The sequence below is a fragment of the Hymenobacter oligotrophus genome (genome assembly GCF_003574965.1).
In the GTDB taxonomy this organism is placed as follows: Bacteria; Bacteroidota; Bacteroidia; order Cytophagales; family Hymenobacteraceae; genus Solirubrum; species Solirubrum oligotrophum.
In genome coordinates this window covers 1,305,833-1,322,346 of sequence record NZ_CP032317.1, presented here as the reverse complement: position 1 = coordinate 1,322,346, position 16,514 = coordinate 1,305,833, and the positions used below count along the sequence as shown (strand labels likewise).

The 16,514-nt window shown below is 60.6% G+C and carries 17 protein-coding genes; 7 read left to right on the top strand and 10 right to left on the bottom strand.

Features of this window, described 5'->3' with window-relative positions; genetic code table 11:
• Positions 1-63: 63 nt before the first annotated feature.
• The 3 genes from D3Y59_RS05565 to yihA form a co-directional block, all read right to left on the bottom strand.
• Positions 64-630: a DUF5606 family protein gene (locus tag D3Y59_RS05565; protein ID WP_119444149.1), complete on the bottom strand. Its 567-nt coding sequence runs from the start codon at positions 628-630 to the stop codon at positions 64-66.
• A 42-nt stretch (positions 631-672) separates the two neighbouring features.
• Positions 673-1,125 (bottom strand): energy transducer TonB, encoded by a 453-nt coding sequence (locus tag D3Y59_RS05560; protein WP_119444148.1) that lies wholly within the window; start codon positions 1,123-1,125, stop codon positions 673-675.
• A gap of 77 nt (positions 1,126-1,202) precedes the next feature.
• The gene (gene yihA / locus D3Y59_RS05555; RefSeq protein WP_119444147.1) at positions 1,203-1,820 is read right to left on the bottom strand and encodes a ribosome biogenesis GTP-binding protein YihA/YsxC; all 618 of its coding nucleotides are present in this window, start codon (positions 1,818-1,820) and stop codon (positions 1,203-1,205) included.
• A gap of 529 nt (positions 1,821-2,349) precedes the next feature.
• Between yihA and D3Y59_RS05550 the strand changes: the two genes are divergently transcribed.
• The 4 genes from D3Y59_RS05550 (at position 2,350) to D3Y59_RS05535 (ending at position 7,066) form a co-directional block, all read left to right on the top strand.
• The gene (locus D3Y59_RS05550) at positions 2,350-4,614 is read left to right on the top strand and encodes an OmpA family protein (RefSeq protein ID WP_240410544.1); all 2,265 of its coding nucleotides are present in this window, start codon (positions 2,350-2,352) and stop codon (positions 4,612-4,614) included.
• 126 nt (positions 4,615-4,740) lie between these two features.
• Entirely contained in the window at positions 4,741-5,466 is a 726-nt protein-coding gene (gene ubiE / locus D3Y59_RS05545; protein WP_059071213.1) for a bifunctional demethylmenaquinone methyltransferase/2-methoxy-6-polyprenyl-1,4-benzoquinol methylase UbiE, read from the top strand.
• Entirely contained in the window at positions 5,415-6,212 is a 798-nt protein-coding gene (gene porT / locus D3Y59_RS05540) for a type IX secretion/gliding motility protein PorT/SprT (protein WP_119444146.1), read from the top strand. The genes ubiE and porT overlap by 52 nt, the downstream gene beginning before the upstream one ends.
• 98 nt (positions 6,213-6,310) lie before the next feature.
• Positions 6,311-7,066, top strand: coding sequence for an SDR family NAD(P)-dependent oxidoreductase (locus D3Y59_RS05535; RefSeq protein WP_119444145.1), 756 nt, complete (start codon positions 6,311-6,313; stop codon positions 7,064-7,066).
• 12 nt (positions 7,067-7,078) lie between these two features.
• Here D3Y59_RS05535 and D3Y59_RS05530 read toward each other — a convergent pair whose 3' ends face one another.
• Together D3Y59_RS05530 and D3Y59_RS05525 are read right to left on the bottom strand one after the other, a co-directional pair.
• A complete protein-coding gene (locus D3Y59_RS05530; protein ID WP_119444144.1) occupies positions 7,079-7,765 on the bottom strand; it encodes an alpha/beta hydrolase in 687 nt (228 codons plus the stop codon).
• Entirely contained in the window at positions 7,765-8,253 is a 489-nt protein-coding gene (locus tag D3Y59_RS05525; RefSeq protein WP_119444143.1) for a cytidine deaminase, read from the bottom strand. Before D3Y59_RS05525 ends, D3Y59_RS05530 begins: the two co-directional genes overlap by 1 nt.
• Before the next feature lie 208 nt (positions 8,254-8,461).
• Here D3Y59_RS05525 and D3Y59_RS05520 point away from each other — a divergent pair, with 208 nt between their 5' ends.
• Complete coding sequence (locus tag D3Y59_RS05520) at positions 8,462-9,814, top strand: saccharopine dehydrogenase family protein (protein ID WP_119446343.1); 1,353 nt, start codon at positions 8,462-8,464, stop codon at positions 9,812-9,814.
• Positions 9,815-9,884: 70 nt separating this feature from the next.
• Here the strand turns inward: D3Y59_RS05520 and D3Y59_RS05515 are convergent, their stop codons facing one another.
• The 5 genes from D3Y59_RS05515 to aroQ form a co-directional block, all read right to left on the bottom strand.
• Positions 9,885-10,607 (bottom strand): tRNA1(Val) (adenine(37)-N6)-methyltransferase, encoded by a 723-nt coding sequence (locus tag D3Y59_RS05515; protein WP_240410543.1) that lies wholly within the window; start codon positions 10,605-10,607, stop codon positions 9,885-9,887.
• 20 nt (positions 10,608-10,627) lie between these two features.
• Positions 10,628-11,104, bottom strand: coding sequence for a ribonuclease HI (rnhA, locus tag D3Y59_RS05510; protein ID WP_119444142.1), 477 nt, complete (start codon positions 11,102-11,104; stop codon positions 10,628-10,630).
• A 127-nt stretch (positions 11,105-11,231) separates the two neighbouring features.
• Entirely contained in the window at positions 11,232-11,795 is a 564-nt protein-coding gene (locus tag D3Y59_RS05505) for a MarC family protein (RefSeq protein ID WP_059071479.1), read from the bottom strand.
• Positions 11,796-11,900: 105 nt separating this feature from the next.
• Positions 11,901-12,962, bottom strand: coding sequence for an aminotransferase class V-fold PLP-dependent enzyme (locus D3Y59_RS05500; protein WP_119444141.1), 1,062 nt, complete (start codon positions 12,960-12,962; stop codon positions 11,901-11,903).
• 209 nt (positions 12,963-13,171) lie between these two features.
• Positions 13,172-13,618, bottom strand: coding sequence for a type II 3-dehydroquinate dehydratase (aroQ, locus tag D3Y59_RS05495; protein ID WP_119444140.1), 447 nt, complete (start codon positions 13,616-13,618; stop codon positions 13,172-13,174).
• Between the two features lie 142 nt (positions 13,619-13,760).
• Here aroQ and xerD point away from each other — a divergent pair, with 142 nt between their 5' ends.
• Positions 13,761-14,666 (top strand): site-specific tyrosine recombinase XerD, encoded by a 906-nt coding sequence (gene xerD, locus D3Y59_RS05490; RefSeq protein WP_205590875.1) that lies wholly within the window; start codon positions 13,761-13,763, stop codon positions 14,664-14,666.
• Between the two features lie 113 nt (positions 14,667-14,779).
• Positions 14,780-16,513 carry a DUF6044 family protein gene (locus tag D3Y59_RS05485; protein WP_119444139.1) on the top strand — a complete coding sequence of 578 codons (1,734 nt, stop codon included), beginning with the start codon at positions 14,780-14,782 and terminating at the stop codon, positions 16,511-16,513.
• Position 16,514 lies beyond the last annotated feature (1 nt).

The following is a 16,514-nucleotide window of genomic DNA, read 5'->3' as shown; positions in this document are numbered from 1 at the left end:
TAAAGCAAAAAAAGCCCGCGGCAGCAATGCCGCGGGCTTTTTTAATTGGCAACGCGTAAAGGGCTATTTGCGCGCGCGCTTGGCTTTGTCGTCGGCCGCCTCGGGCGAGCCGGTGGCCTCGTCGGCGCTATCGGCGTTCTGGGCCGGTATGGCGCCGGCTGTGCTCAGCGTGTCGGTGGTGGCGTCCGTTTCTTCGGCGCGGGCGGCGGCTTCGTCGCCGGCTGCGGCCTCGGCCGACTGGTAGGGCAGGCGGCTGCTTACGGCCCCGTACCAGGTGATGAGCTTACGAATATCCGAAAGGTATACGCGCTGCCGGTCGTAGTCGGGCAGTACTTCGGCCATAAAGCCGGAGAGGGCCGCCTCGTCGGATTTGCTTGTTACGGGCAGTTCCTGGCCGTGCTTCTGGTAAATCCGCTCGAACACCTCCGTCAGCGGCACCGTGCGGTCCGGGTCTTCGGTGTAGATAGAGATTTCGTGCAGCAACGATACTTTGTTGCGGGCCGAAGCTACCGAGCGGCGGGCCTGGGCATCCAGGGTTTCAACCAGCACGCCGTTGTTGGCGGGGCGCACCAGGCGGTACAAGCCGCTCATGCCGCTGATAGCAGCAATTTCCCTCAAGTCGTAGGGCATAGAAACGGAAAAAGGTTAGAAGATGTGCTTGGGTAGGAGCAACTACTCGGCTACGTTGTTGCCGGCCGCGCCTAGCTTAAAGGCAATGGGCAAACTCGTCAGGATGGGGTATTCGGGCTTCTTAAACTTAAGCAGCTTTACTACGCGCAGGGCCTCTTCGCCGCAGCCGCCGCCGATTTGCTTAACCAGCTTTACGCCGCTCATGCTGCCGTCGGGGTTCAGGGTGAAACTCACGATGCACGTACCCTGAATGCGGTTGCGCCGCGCCATCAGCGGGTACTTAAGCTCCTTGTAGATAAAGTCGTACATAGCCTCTTGGCCGCCCTCGTAGTAATCGGCCACCGGAATGGCGCCCGATTTAGCGTGGGCCGCTGCCGGAGCTGCTTGGGCGCCGGCTTCGGTAGCGGGTTTCACTTTCACATTCTGCTGCGCCAGGGCTGGCGTGGCCGCTAGCGCCAGCAGGGCCAGGGCCAGCGTGAAGGTGTGCTTTTTCATGGGATGAAGAAGAAATAAAAAAGGAGGGAAGAATGACGAAAAAATGGCGGCTTAGGCCCGGCAATTACAGGGCCAATCTACGCATTCCCGGCCGCTTCCCGTACCTGTCGGTTCACGTCGTCGATAAAACCAAGCAGTGCGTCGCGGCCCTCCTTTGCTACCGCTGAGCTGATAAACCACGCGGGTAGCTCTTCCCAACTCTCGCGCATTTTTTCCAAAAACACCTCCACGTTTTGGCGCGTGCGGCTACCCGACTGTTTATCGGCCTTGGTGAAAACCAGCGCAAACGGTACGCCCATTTCGCCCACCATGTTTATGAATTCTAGGTCGACGGCTTGCGGCGGCAGGCGCGAATCAATCAGCACAAATAAGCAGCTGAGGTTTTCGCGCTTCGACAGGTAAGCCCGAATCATTTTTCCCCATTTCTCACGCGATTCTTTGCTTACGCGGGCGTATCCGTAGCCCGGCAAATCCACCAAATACCATTCGTCGTTGATTAGGAAATGGTTGATTAGCTGGGTTTTTCCGGGAAGCGAGGAAGTTTTCGCCAGCGCATTTCGCCCGGTCAGCATATTTATTAACGACGATTTGCCCACGTTGGAACGGCCAATGAATGCGTATTCGGGCAGTGTGCCGCTGGGGCATAAGTCCACGCGGGTATTGCTCATCACAAAGCGGGCATCGCGAATAACCATATGTGGGGGCAGGGTAATTGAGAAATTAAGCTTCGGCAAAAGTAAGGCATCCGGAGTTAGCGCTCAGAAAGTCCTATTTTTTCTGAGTTGAAATTAAATTTTTAGTCTTTCATCATTGCAGTTATTAACCTACCTATATATTTGTGCGGGCTAGACTAGAAAATTTCGGCTTTTTGCATCCGGCAAAATGATTGAAGTCTGCGGATAGCCAGGCCAAGCAAATTGGATACGGCCAAGGTCGTGTTATATAAATTCTATCTTTGCCCGCAGTTTGCTCACTTTTTATAGGCTTATATGCAAGATTAGCAATACATGGCTTCGTTTTTGAAGCGGTGTGTTTTCTGAAATTCCCACGCAGCTGACTAACCTTAAACCGGGTTTTAAGTATACAGGGACGCTTTTGCCACCCTAGGTGCTAAAAAAAGGCATCCGGTTCAGCAACCGCTCCTCCCTTCTCTGCAACTCCTTATTCCAAACTCCCCTTCCAATGGACAACTTCGTCAGAAGGTTACTACAGGCCTCTTGCGCAATGGCTCTGGCCGCCGCCGTGGCTCAGCCTTCGATGGCCCAAAGCACACGAAAGACCTTAAAAACGGCTAACCGATTCTTCGATCAGGAGAACTACCGGGCTGCCATTCCTTTTTACGAGCAGGTGCTGGCCAAAGAGCCTAACAACGCCCAAGCTCTGTTCCGCGCCGGTATCTCTTACATGTCGTTCGACAAGGAGAAAGCCAGCGACTACATCTACAAGTCGCAGCGCATTAAGAAGAACGTATCGAAGGACGTAGAATACTGGCTCGGTCGCGTCGACCACCTGAACTACAACTTCGACGAAGCCATTGCCCACTTCCAGGCATACAATGCCACGCTGAAGAAGAAGGACACGCGCAAGACTGAATTGGGCCTGCTGATTCAGCACTCCAAAAACGCAAAGGTTCAGTTCAACAGCCCCAAGGATATCTTCGTGAAGAACCTAGGGCCGTCGATCAACACGGCATTTTCGGAGCACAGCCCGGTTATCTCGTCGGACGACAAACTGTTGCTCTTTACCTCGCGCTCGGAGAATGTAACCGGCGCCAATGCCTCGGGCGACGACGCCAAGAAGGGCAAAGGCAACATTGCCGCCGACGGCGAGTACTACGAGGACATTTTTGAAGCCAAGCGCCTCGGCGAGGACGAGTGGGAAAAGCCCCGTTCGCTCTCGGGCGCGCTCAACGGCAAAGGCCACGATGCCTCGATTCAGATCTTCGACAACGACACGAAGATGCTGATGTACCGCCAGGACGAAAACGGCGACATCTTCTATACGGAGCGCACCGGCGGCGACTGGACGGCTCCGAAGAAGCTGAACGGCAACGTGAACTCGAAAGGATTTGAATCGGATGCTTACATTACCCCGGATGGCCTAACGATTTACTTCTCGACCAGCAAGTACTCCGAGGACAACACCCTCGACATTTACTACGCCACCCGCCAACCCGGCGGCGACTGGGGCGATGCCAAGCCCGTAGTAGGTGTGAACTCGAAGTACGACGACGACAGCCCGTACCTGAGCCGCGACGGCAAAACGCTGTACTTCTCGTCGCGTGGGTACAACACCATGGGTGGCTACGACATTTTTAAGTCGGACTACGACTCGGTAGCCAACAAGTGGGGCCGCCCCGAGAACATGGGTTACCCCATCAACACCCCCGACGACGACACGTACTACCGCTTGTCGCCGGATGGTTCGTATGCCTACCTCTCGTCGTACCGCATTGGTGGCTACGGCGAAAAGGACATCTACACCATCAACTACATCAAAAACGTAACGATTCGCGGCAAGGTATTCTCGGCCCGCGACAGCGCTACGGTGATTCCGGGTGTGGAGCTGGTGTTCAGCGGTACGCAGGCCGACAAAACGGCTATCAGCTTCCGCGACGTAACCAAGCCCGAAACCGGCGACTACTCGGTAAACGTGCTTTCGGGCCGTACCTACCAAGTGGCCGTGTCGAAAGATGGCCAGAACATCACGACGGAGGAGTTTGCCGTACCGGTAATCACCAACGACACGTCGTCGATTGTGAAGAACTTCTACGTGCCGTACACCGACACCACGAGTGCTTCGATGTTCGCGTTTAAGAAGATTTACTTCGATACCGACAAGTACAACCTGCGCCCCGAGTCGGTGCGTGAGCTGAACAACATTGCTGGTATTCTGAAAGCCAACCCCGGCGTAAACATCTCGATTGAGGGCCACTGCGACTCGCGCAACACCGACGAGTACAACATGGTGCTGGGCCAGAATCGCTCGAACTCGGCGTACAACTACCTGAAAAAGAATGGCGTTGCCGAAACGCGCATGGTAACGGTAAGCTACGGCGAGCGTCGCCCGTCGGCCCCGAACGATTCGCCCGAGAACATGCAGCTGAACCGCCGCGTGGAATTCCGCGTGATTCTGAAGGAAGGCCAGACCATGGCTGACTTGAACAAGAGCGCCAACCCGGGTGCTGCTACCGGCGCCGGCAACGGCGCGGGTGCTGGCACGGGCACCGGCAACACCTCGGCTACGGGTACCGGCACCGGTTCGGCAACCCGCACCACGGCTCCGTTGCAGCCCGGCAAAACCAAAGTAAAAACCGCCGACGGCACCAAGGTGAAAACCAAGGTTGACGAAGACAGCGACAAAGTGAAGGTGAAAACCGAAACCGAGTCGGGCGAAAAAACCAAGACGGTAACCAAGGAAGGCGAACTGGACTCGAAAGCCAAAGACGAGGCCGGCGACAAAACCAAGGTGAAAACCAAAGTAGAGTAGTACCCTAGGTGCTAACGCCAAAAACGGGTCGGGCCAGCAGCCCGGCCCGTTTTTTTTAACATTATGCGCGTCGGCCCGTTGTTATTGGGCAATTTGCGGCCTGTTTGGCCGTTTGTACCGCACCCCATGACCGTACTTCCTTACAAAGACGACCCCACCGGCAAGAAGTCGCAAGTGGCCCAGATGTTCAACAGCATCGCGGGCAAGTACGACTTCCTCAACCACTTCCTGAGCGCCGGCACCGATATTTACTGGCGCCGCAAAGCCGTGGGCGAGCTGCGGCAGCTGCGCCCAGCCCGCATTCTGGACATTGCCACCGGCACCGGCGACTTCGCTTTTGAAACCTTGCGCCTAGGTGAAGAAGTAAAAGTCACCGGCGTCGACATCTCGGAGGGCATGCTCGAGGTGGGGCGCCGCAAAGTGCGGGAGCGGGGCCTGGGCCACCGCGTGGAGCTGCAGCTTGGCGACTCCGAAAACCTGCCCTTCGACGACAACACGTTTGATGCCGTAACGGCCTCGTTTGGGGTGCGCAACTTCGAGAATCTACAGCAGGGCCTGGCCGAAATGCACCGCGTGCTGAAGCCCGGCGGCAAGGTGGTGATTCTGGAGTTTTCGAAACCCCGCGTTTTCCCGTTTAAGCAGGCGTACAATTTTTACTTCCGGCATATTTTGCCGGTATTCGGCAAACTGATTTCCAAAGACCGCGCCGCGTACTCGTACCTCCCCGAATCGGTGCAGGCTTTTCCGGATGGCCCCGCGTTTCAGGCCATCCTGAAGCAAGTCGGCTTTAACTCTCCCCAATGGCAACCGCTCACGTTTGGCATAAGCTCCATTTACACCGCCACCAAGTAACCTTGCGCCTGGGCGCGCTGCTGCTGCTGGCCCTGCCCACGGCCGCCCTAGGTCAGAAAAGCAGCTACACCAAAGCCAACCGCGGCAAAAACGGGCAGGTAAAAACCGTTACCGTAAACAACCTGCCCGGCTACGATTCGCGCTGGTTTCATCCGGGTTTTTTTGTGGCCGTGAACGGCAGCCGCTACCGCCTCGAGCATTCCCAGACGTACGTCAACAACCTGCAAAACGGGCAGGGCATTGCGGCCAACGCCAAGTTTAGCCCCGGCTTTGCGGTGGGTTTTATCGGCGATGCGCGCCTGACGGATTACCTGAGCTTGCGCTTTACGCCGGGCGTTTCGTTTCTGACGCGGCAAGTCGAGTTCAAGAAAATCGGCAGCGTGGCCGATACCATCGTCGATCAGGAAATCAGCTTCACGCAGCTCGATTTGCCCTTGCTGCTGAAGCTAAAATCGGAGCGCCGACGCAACACCCGCGTGTACTTGGTGGGCGGCGTGCGGCCGAGCTTTAACGTGGGCAACCGCCGCCGCGACCCGGTAAGCAGCCAACTGAAACTGGGGAACTCCGATTTCGCCATTGAATATGGCGTGGGGCTCGATTTGTTTTACCCCTTCTTCAAGTTTGCGCCCGAGCTGCGCTTTTCGCACGGCTTGCCCAACGTGCTGCAGCCCGGCAACGACGTGTACACCAACAGCTTTCAGCGGGTGCGCAGCAGCACCGTTACGCTGTACCTCAACTTCGAATAATTGCCTAGGTAAATTGCTGCGCGATGCGGCGGTTCGGCACTCCGGCAGCGGAGCGGCGGGTCGGCTCCTCGCGCAGCAATTCAGCTTCATACCCGCCCATGAAAACTGCTTTGGTTACCGGCGCTTCGTCGGGGATTGGCCGGGCCACCGCCGTGGCTCTGGCAAAAGTTGGCTACCAACTGGTGGTAACCGGCCGCCGGCGCGAACGGCTCGAGGAGCTGGCCGCAGCAGTAGCGCCCGTGCCGGTGCACATCCTCACGTTTGATGTGCGCAACCGCGACGAGGTAGACGCCGCCGTGGCCAGCCTGCCCGCCGCGTTTCGGGCGGTAGAGGTGCTCATCAACAACGCCGGCAACGCCCACGGCCTAGCGCCCATTCAGCAAGGCGACGTGCACGATTGGGACCTGATGCTAGACACCAACGTGCGCGGCTTGCTGAACGTGACGCGCGCCGTGTTGCCCGCCATGCAGGAGCGCCGCAGCGGCTTCATTATCAACATCGGCTCCATTGCCGGGCACGAGGCCTACGCCAACGGCAACGTGTACTGCGCTTCCAAAGCCGCCGTGGCCTCGCTTAGCAAAGGCATGCGCATCGATTTGGTAGGCCTAGGTATTCGGGTGGCCGAAGTGAACCCCGGCGCCGTGGAGACGGAGTTTTCGGAAGTGCGTTTTAAGGGCGACAAAGCCCGCGCCGCCAGCGTGTACCAAGGCTTTGAGCCGTTGCGCGCCGACGACGTGGCCGATATCATTCAGTTTATGGTAACGCGCCCGCCCCACGTAAACATTGCCGAGGTGCTCATCTTGCCAAGTGCGCAGGCAGCCGCTACGGTGATAAACAAACAGCCCGCTCACTAGCGGGCTGTTTTGCTACCTAGGGCCGGGCTCCTGCGCGAGTTGCCGCAGCACCTCGGCATCGAGCTGATGCCCGCTCCCGAAGCGCAGCAACCTAGGGCTGGCGCCCAGCTGGGCAAGGTGCGCCAGCTGCTCCTGCAACCGGGGTTCGGTAATGTACTCGTCGGCGTCGCCGCACACGTAGCTGAGCTGGGGCACGCGCCGGAACAATGCCTGGGCAGCGGCCGATTCCACGTCTTCGGGGAAGGCGCCGGCCCATAGCACCAACCGCGCCGGCTCGAAGGTGCTGCGCATAAGCCAGCGGCTGAGCGTGGAGGCACCTTGCGAAAAGCCTAGGAGCGTTACCTCCACCGCGGGCGGGCAGGCGCCGAGCAGTTGCTGCAGCAGCAAATCGAGGTACGCGGCGTAATCCTCGATTTCGCTGAGGCGGTCTTCGCGCGTCATCCAGGTAGCTCCCACGCGGCCGCTGGTGCCCTGCAAGTAAAATCGCGAAAGGCCCTCGGGCGCCACCACGGCCGTATCGGGCGCTTGCTCGAGCACCACCCGAAAGTGCCGGATGAAAAACGAGGCTAGCTGCCCGTAGCCGTGGCAAACCACCCATAAGCGCTTGGCCGTGGCCAGGTTGCCCAATTGAAAATAGCGGGCCGTGCGCGGCACCACCAAGCTGTGTTGCTGCGCCGCGAGGAACGGGTCGGCAGCCATTACGCGCGGGGCGGCAGTACGTCGGGCGAAAATTGGAAGGGCAGCAGATCGGCCAACTGATTGAAGCGCCAGATGGTGCCGTTGGGGCCGGGCAAGAGCAGGGCAATGGGTTCGTGCTGGCGGTTTTCGAACTCGATCATCACCTGGCGGCAGGCGCCGCACGAGGTAACGGGCACGAAGGCGCCGTGCTGCGGGCGGGCGGCCACGGCCATGCACTTAATTTGCTGCTTGGAGTGGCCGTTCAGGCCAAACAACACCGTGCGCTCGGCGCACAGGCCCGAGGGGTACGCGGCGTTTTCCTGGTTGGTGTTCCAGATGATGGTGTCGTCGTCGAGCAACAACGCCGCGCCTACGTGGAAATGCGAGTAGGGGGCGTAGGAGTGCTCGGTAGCGGCTTTGGCGGCCTGCCAGCAAGTGGCTTCTTCGGGGGAGAGTTCGGCCTCGGTGAGTACCTGGGCGGAGATGGTCAGGTTAAGGGTTTGAGCCATGGGAGGCGCAAAAACGGCGGGAATGTGTGTAAATCGGCCACCTGACGGCGGCCCCGTTGGGCCACGGGGGACGAAAATAGTACATTTCAGCGGAAATCAGTTGCTGGTTGCGCATAGGCTGTTGCTCGGGTTGGTAATTCCCGATGATTCATAGCCACATGGCTGCCGCGGCTGCTTGCTCACCACCCATCCACCCACCCGCATGCTCATGACGACGCGAATTCTGTTGCTCGGGGCCGGCCGCTCGGCCTCGGCGCTTATTCAGTACCTGCTCCGCCAAGCCACCCAGCACAACTGGCTTCTTACCATTGCCGATGTAAACCCCGCGCCGCTGCAGGCGCTGTTGCAGCCCTACGCCGAGCATGGCAAGGCTGTGGCGTTCGAAATCAGCGAGCAAGAAAAGCTTAGCCAACTGGTAGCCGAGCACGACATTGTTGTTTCGATGCTGCCGGCGCTGTTTCATCCGCTGGTGGCGCGGGCGTGCTTGCAACACCGCCGCCACTTGGCTACGGCCAGCTACGCCACCGAAGAAATCCGGGCTTTCGATGCCGAGGCGCGCAGTTTGGGCCTCACGTTTCTGATGGAGTGCGGCCTCGACCCCGGCCTCGACCATATGTCGGCCATGCCCATCATCCACGAAATACGCGCGCAGGGCGGGCGGCTAACGTCGTTTAAGTCGTACTGCGGCGGGCTAATGGCACCCGACTCCGAAGGCGAAAACCCGTGGCGGTACAAGTTTACCTGGAACCCCCGCAACGTGGTGGTGGCCGGGCAGGGCACGGCCTGCTACATCGAGGGCGGCCACCCTAGGTTTATCCCGTACCAGCAGCTGTTCCGACGAGTAGAGCAGCTGGAGGTGCCCGGATACGGTACGTTTGAGGGCTACGCCAACCGCGATTCGCTGAGCTACCGGCCGCTCTACGGCCTCGAGAACATCCCAACCATGCTGCGCGGTACGCTGCGCCGGCCGGGTTACTGCGCGGCTTGGCAGGCGCTGGTAACGCTGGGCCTCACCGACGACTCGTACCGCCTGGGCAACGCCGCCGAGCTACCCTGGGCCGAGCTGATCGAGTCGTTTTTGCCCAGTGCCCCAACCAATGCTCCTTTGCCCGAGCGTGCGGCCAGCTACCTAAGGCTCGCCCCCGATGGCGGCGAGATGCAGCGCCTGGCTTGGGCTGGTTTGTTTTCGCTGGAGCCCGTAGGCCTGCCCGATGCCACGCCCGCCCAGCTGCTCGAGCGGCTGCTCACGGCCAAATGGCAGCTGCAACCCACCGACCACGACATGATCGTGATGCAGCACTTGTTTGCGTACGAACTCGATGGCGAGCAGCGCCAGCGCACGTCGTCGTTGGTGGTAACCGGCGACGATGCCGTGCACACGGCCATGGCCAAAACCGTGGGCTTGCCGCTGGGCATGGCCGTGCGCCGGCTGGCCCTAGGTATGGTGCCGCACCAAGGCGTGGTGGTGCCCGTGCACCCCGATTTGTACGAGCCAATTCTGGAGGAGCTGCAAGCCGATTACGGCATACGCTTCGTGGAAACCGAGTATGCCTTGGCCTAACCTCGTTCGGGTTGTGCCACGCCCAGCAGCGCCTGCCGGTAATGGCTGGTGCCGCTGGGCGTGGCGCGCCTCAAAAGGCTAAGTAAAAGTCGCGAAGCAAGTGCTCAAACTCCTCGGAGTACGCATTGGACTGGGCCGCGTGAATGGCCAGCTCGTGGGAGGTGCAGGGCTGCGCTACCAGGCCAAACGCCGTGATGTGCCGCAGGGCTTTGCTGCCGGGCCGGTGGCGCACCACCAGCCGGGAGCTGGGGTAGAGGCCGGCGCGGTGGGCTTCTGACTCAAACGCTTGCATTTCGGGCGGCGGCAACAACACGGTTAAGTGGCCATCAGGGGCTAAAAACTGCGCGGCAAAAGCGGCCAGTTCGGCAAATGTGAGGGTGTCGGCGGCGGTGTGGCGGGCGGTGGTGCGGGCCGCGTCGGGCGAGCGGAGCGAGTGCCGGAAGAACGGCGGATTGCACACAATGAGCTGGTAGGGCGCAGGTTGTGTGGCGGCAAAGCCCGCAAGGCTGCCTGCCCAAACGCCAATGCGCTCGGCCCAGGGGCTGGCCAAAGCGTTTAGGGTAGCTTGTGCGGCGGCAGCGGCATCAATCTCAACGGCTTCGATGCGGGCGGTGGGGTTGCGTTGGGCCGCCATCAGGGCCAGCAAGCCGGTGCCGGTGCCCACGTCGAGGATGCGGTGCGCGGCGCCTAGGTCGGCCGAGGCGCCCAGGATGCAGGCATCGGTGCACACCTTCATGGCGCAGTGGGCCTGCTCGATGCGAAAATGCTTGAACTGGAAATACGAGTTGGCCACAACGATACGCGGGCACGCGGTTAAAGCAACGCGCCGCGCCCGGCCTCGATACGTTCGTAGCCTTCGTCGATCAGCAGGGGGCCTTGCAGGGCGCTGCGTACGGCCAACCGGTCGCACCGCTCGTTTTCGCGGTGGCCGGCGTGGCCCTTAATCCACTTAAACTGCACGTTGCGCTTGCGGTACACCTTCAAAAACCGGCGCCACAGGTCTTCGTTGGCTTTTTTGCCGAAGTCGGGCTTTTTCTCCCAGCCAAACACCCACTTCTTATCCACAGCCTCTACCACGTATTTCGAGTCCGAAACCACCATCACGGGGATTTCGGGGCGCGTAATGGCCTCCAAGCCGATAATCACGGCCAGCAGCTCCATGCGGTTGTTGGTAGTAAGGCGAAAGCCCTGCGTAAGCTCCTTTTCGTGGGGGCCGTAGCGCAGAATGGTGCCGTAGCCGCCCGGGCCGGGGTTGCCGCGCGAGGAGCCGTCGGTAAACAGGTAAATCATGGGCAGGTATTAGGGACTTAGGGATTAGGTCTTAGAATGCTAGTCGTTGCGCCTTGGTAAGCTGAAACATCTTCCGGTTACCAAAAACGTTACTGCTAAAACCTAAGCCCTAGGTCCCTAAACCCTATTAAAAGTTAGCTTTGAAGAGTTTAATGGCAATGGCCAGCAGAATTACGCCGAACACGCGGCGCAAAATGTCTTCGCCCGCCTTGCCCAATTTGCGCTCAATCCAGGCGCTGCTTTTCAGCACCAGATACACAAACACCAGGTTGGCCACAATGCCTACCAGCACGTTGGGCAACGAGTACAGGGCCCGCAACGAGAGCAGCGTCGTCATGGTGCCGGCGCCCACAATCAGCGGAAACGCCAGGGGCACAATGGAGCCGGTGCCGCTTGCCAGGGTGTTGTGTTTGAAAAGCTCCACGCCCAGAATCATTTCCAGGCCCAGCAGGAAAATGATGAGCGAGCCGGCCAGAGCAAACGACGGGATATCGACGCTGAACAAGGCCAGAATGCTTTGGCCCAGAAACAGAAAGGCAATCATCAGCACGCCCGCCACCAGTGTGGCCACCTCGGAGTTGATTTTGCCTTCGCGCTGCCGGATCTGGATGATGATCGGGATGGAACCCAGGATGTCGATGATGGCAAACAACGTAAGGGTTACCGACGTGATTTGCTTCAGCGAAAACATGGAGGCAAAATCGGACATGGCAAGCAGCGGTATCAAGTAAGAAGGCGGGCGCCACCCGCGCCACCTAGGGCCGGGCGGCGGCGCAAAACTACGGCCCGCGGCGGCTTACGCCTGCACTGTGGTCAGCAGTTGGGTAAGTTGCTCGAAGGCTACGTCAGGCAAGGCCGGGAAGTTGGCAATTCGGAAGGTGCTTTTGGCCCACTTGCCGTAGCCGTTGCCCAAGGTAAGGCCCAGGGCCGCGGCGCGGCGCTTGGTTTCGTCGATGAGGGCGGGGGCAGCCTGCACGGCCACCACGGTGGTGGAGCGGGTGTCGGGGTTTTGCACCAGCGGGCTGAACTGCGGGTTGTCCTCGAAGAACTGGTAGAGGCGGGCGGCCCGGTCGCGCAAGTGCTGGTCGATGGCTTTGATGGGCGCGCGGTCGAGCAGCACGCGGCAAAGCAGGTAAATATTGAGGACGTTGGGCGTGTGCGTGGTCTGAAAGTTGAGCATCTTCTCGTACATGCTCAACAAGCTGTTGTAGTGACCCTTTTCGCCCAGCTCCCGGGCCCGCGCCACGGCCCGGGGCGAGCAAATCAGCAGGCCCAGGCCGGCCGGCAGGCCAAAGCACTTTTGCACCGAGGCAAACCACACATCGGCCTTGATGTGCTTCAGTTGAATACCACCTAGGGAGGACGTTACATCGACGGCGAGCAGCGCGCCCAGCTGCTGGCAGCGGTTATAGAGGTTGAGCACGGCGCCGTCGCGCAGCTGCGTAGCGGTGCTGGTTTCGTTTTGGGTAATGCACACCACCTCGGCGTCATCCGGAATCAGGGCCGCGTCGGGCACTTCTTCCAGCTCGAACTGGTGACCCCGGCTGGCGGGCCGCAGGGCGCGGGCGTAATCGCACCATTTTTCGCCAAACGAGCCGTTGTAGAGGTGAAAGCTGCCGCGTTCGGTGAGGCTCTGGGCGATGATTTCCCAGCACTCGGTGGCCGAGGAAGTGAAAAAAATGAAGTAATCCTGCGGGATGTTGAGCTTGGTTTTAAGCTCGGCAACGGTTTGGCGCACCAAGGCCGTAAACCGCTCGCCGCGGTGCGGCACCGAAAGCCAGCCTTCGTCGAAAGCGGCCGCCAGGTACTGCCGTACCGCGGGGTACACTTGCGACGGACCCGGGTTGAATGTATACATGGTTGAGAAAGGCTAGGTGAGGCGGCCCGCAAAGGTAGACCGCCGAGGCATGGAAAGGAAGACAAAAGCCCAGGACCGTTGGGGCCCTAGGTCAGCAAAAAGCCCTACCATAACGGCAGGGCAGCGGGTTTTCGTGAACCGCGGGGGCCACTTTCCCGGAAGCGCGTCAGCCTTAACGGCTTAACTTCTGCCCGGCAGCACCGCGGCCGCTACACTTTGAACCCCACGCGCTTGGGCCGCAGGTTTTGGAAGTACTGCAGCGCCAGCCGGTAACTCTCGAGCTTAAAACCGCTGATCGACCCCGCGCAGTGGCGCCCGATGAGGCTGCGTTGCCGGAAATCTTCGCGGGCGGCCAGGTTGGAGAGGTGCACCTCGATTACGGGCGTGTTGATGGCGGCAATGGCATCGGCCAGGGCCACGCTGGTGTGGGTGTAGCCGCCCGCGTTCAGCACCACGCCGTGGTAGCTGTAGCCCACTTCGTGGAGTTTATCAATTAGTTCGCCTTCGTGGTTCGACTGAAAGTGTTCAATCGTGAAATCGGGGAAGGCTTCTTGGAGTTCGGGCAGGTAGTCTTCGAACGAGCGGGTACCGTAAATGCTGACTTCGCGGCGGCCCAACAGGTTGAGGTTGGGGCCGTTGAGAATAAGAATTTGCATAGCAATAAGGGGTGTGCGGCGGCAAGGTACCCCATTGCGCGGCACAACGGCAAAAGCTCGGCTGCTTTTCTGGCCTGCCACCGCCACATAAACCCTAGGTGCCTGCGTGCCCGCAGCGGCACAAGCGGTAATTTTGCGGCCGATGAGTTTGAACTGGACCCTTTGCCTGAAACAGTTTCAGGGCTATCTGCGCCTCGAAAAATCGCTTTCGGGACACTCCGTAGAGGCTTACGTGCGCGACGTGGACAAGCTGCGCCAGTATCTCGACCTCAGCAAGCTGCCCGCGCGGCCCGACCAAGTTACCAGCCGCATCATCCGCGACTTTCTGGCGTGGCTGGGCGAACTGGGCCTGACGGCCACCTCACAAGCGCGCACCTTATCGGGCCTGCGGGCCTTCTACAAGTTTCTGCTGATCGAAGACCTCGCCACCCAAGACCCCACCGATACCGTCGATTCGCCTAAGCTCGGCCGCAAACTGCCCGATACGCTGGCGTACGAGGAGGTGGTGCAATTGCTCGATGCCATTGACCTGAGCACCAACGAGGGCACCCGCAACCGCGCCATGCTGGAGGTGCTGTATTCCTCGGGGTTGCGTGTGTCGGAGCTGATTGGGCTGCGGCTGTCAAACATCTACGTCGACCAGGGCTTTGTGCGGGTGTTGGGCAAGGGCTCCAAGGAGCGCCTGGTGCCCATCGGCCGCGACGCGCTCAAGCACCTAGGGTTTTACCTGGAGGGCGTGCGCTGCCACCTCGATATTCAGCACGGCTCCGAGGACATTGTGTTTCTGAACCGGCGGGGCGGAGGCATGTCGCGGGTGATGGTGTTCAACATTATTAAGGATACGGCAGCCAAAGCGGGCATCCGCAAAACCATCAGCCCGCACACTTTCCGGCACTCGTTTGCCACGCACCTGATTGAGGGCGGCGCCGATTTGCGCGCCGTGCAGGAAATGCTCGGCCACGAAAGTATCACCACCACCGAGATTTACACGCACCTCGACCGCGACTACCTGCGCCAGGTAATCACTGCGTTTCACCCGCGCAGTTAGCAGCGTCAGTAGCCCGCCGGGGCCGGTGCCTCAGTGCCCGTTCGGTGTTTTTGGCCCTGCCCGGCGTGCGCACCTAGGGCATAAGGCCACCGCCCCCGACCTTTGCGGCGTACATGACCCAAACCCGAATTCTGTTTGCTGCCCAAGCGCCGCGGCTGCTGGCGCTGCTTGCCCTGCTGCTGTTGTGGCTGCCCTGCGTGCTGCGCGGCCCCGACAGTTACGTGCAAATCGACGACAACCTCGATGCAGAAATTGGCGTGCCGTACCTGCTGCACCGCTTTGACGTAGCACTTGACTACCGCCCCGAAGCGCAGGTGCCGGCCCTGATGAACGGCTTGCCTCGCAACACGCTGCGGCCGGGCCTGAGCGTGCCAGTGGCCTTGTTTGGGATATTCGAGCCCCTCACGGCGTACTGGGTAAATCAGCTGCTGGTGCGCTTGGTGGCTTTGCTGGGCCTGTACGCACTGGTGCGCCGCTACGGGTTGGCCGCGCCGGAGCACCGGCCGTTGGCGGCCGCGGTGGCGTTGGCCTGGGCCGTATTGCCAGCCTACACCATGTACGGCTTATCGGCGCTGGGCACGCCCTGGCCGCTGCTAGCCGTGCTGGAGCTGCGCCGGCGTGGCGGCCGTTTGTGGTGGCCTTGGCTGGTGCTGCTGGCATTTCCACTGTGGTCGATGCTGGTGCTGGGCGGCTTTTTTGTGGTGGCTGCGTTGGGCTTGCTGCTCGCCGCGGATTGGCTGCTGCACCGGCGCGTGTCGTTGGCGGCCTGGGGCGGCGTGGTGGTGTTGGGCCTGAGCTATTGCGTAACCGAATGGCCGCTCATCGGCTCGGTGCTGGTGCGGCAGCAGTTTGTGCCGCACCGCCTGGAGTTTAGGCTGGCCGAGCTGGCGCCGCAAGGCTTGGCTGCCGGCCTGCGCAGCACCGGGCAGTACCTAGGCTGGGGGCAGTACCACAGCAGCCGGTTTTTCCGGGGCGGCATAGCCTTGGCGCTGGTGGCGGCCGCGTGGCAGTTGCGTTCTGCTGCCCCAATTGGGCAGCAAGCCTGGCGGCACAGGGTAGGAGTGGGGCTGGCTATTGTGGTGGCGTTATCGGTTTTCTGTGCGTTCTACCCGCAAGCCATGGGGCCTCTGCAGCGCGTAGCTCCGGCGCTGGGCGCCTTCAACCTCACGCGTTTTCACTTTCTGACGCCGCTGTTGTGGTTTGGGCTGTGGGTGCTGGCCCTGCGCCAGTTGCCGCCCGGTGCTTTGCGCACCGGCTTGGTGGTGTTGCAACTGGCCATAGGCCTGGGCAGCAACGCCGAGTGGTTGCACAACCTGCGCTTGTGGGGCGGCCGCCCTGCCCCGCACGAGCCCACGTGGCGGCAGTTTGTGGCGCCCGAGCTTTTTGGCCAGGCCAAAGGATACTTGGAGCAGCGCAGCGGCCAGCCGGCCTCGGCGTGGCGCGTGGCCTGCCTGGGTATGCCGCCCGCCGCAGCGCAGCTCAACGGCTTTTACACCCTCGATAGTTACCAAAACAACTACCCGCTGCCCTACAAGCACCAGTTTCGGCGCATCGTGGCTCCCGAGCTAGCCAAAAGCCCCGAGCTGCGGCGTTATTTCGACGCGTGGGGCAACCGCTGCTACTTGTTCTCGGCGGAGTTGGGGCGCAACTTCCGGGTGGGCCGCACCGATGGCGTAGTGGTGCAGGACTTCCGGTTCGATGCCGCGGCCTTCCGGCAAATGGGCGGGCGTTACGTGCTGTCGGCCGTGCAGTTGGCGCATCCGTCGGGCGCTGGTTTGCAGCTAATTGCGCAGCTGCATAGCCCAACCGCGTACTGGGCCCTCTATATTTACGAAATACGGACCTAGG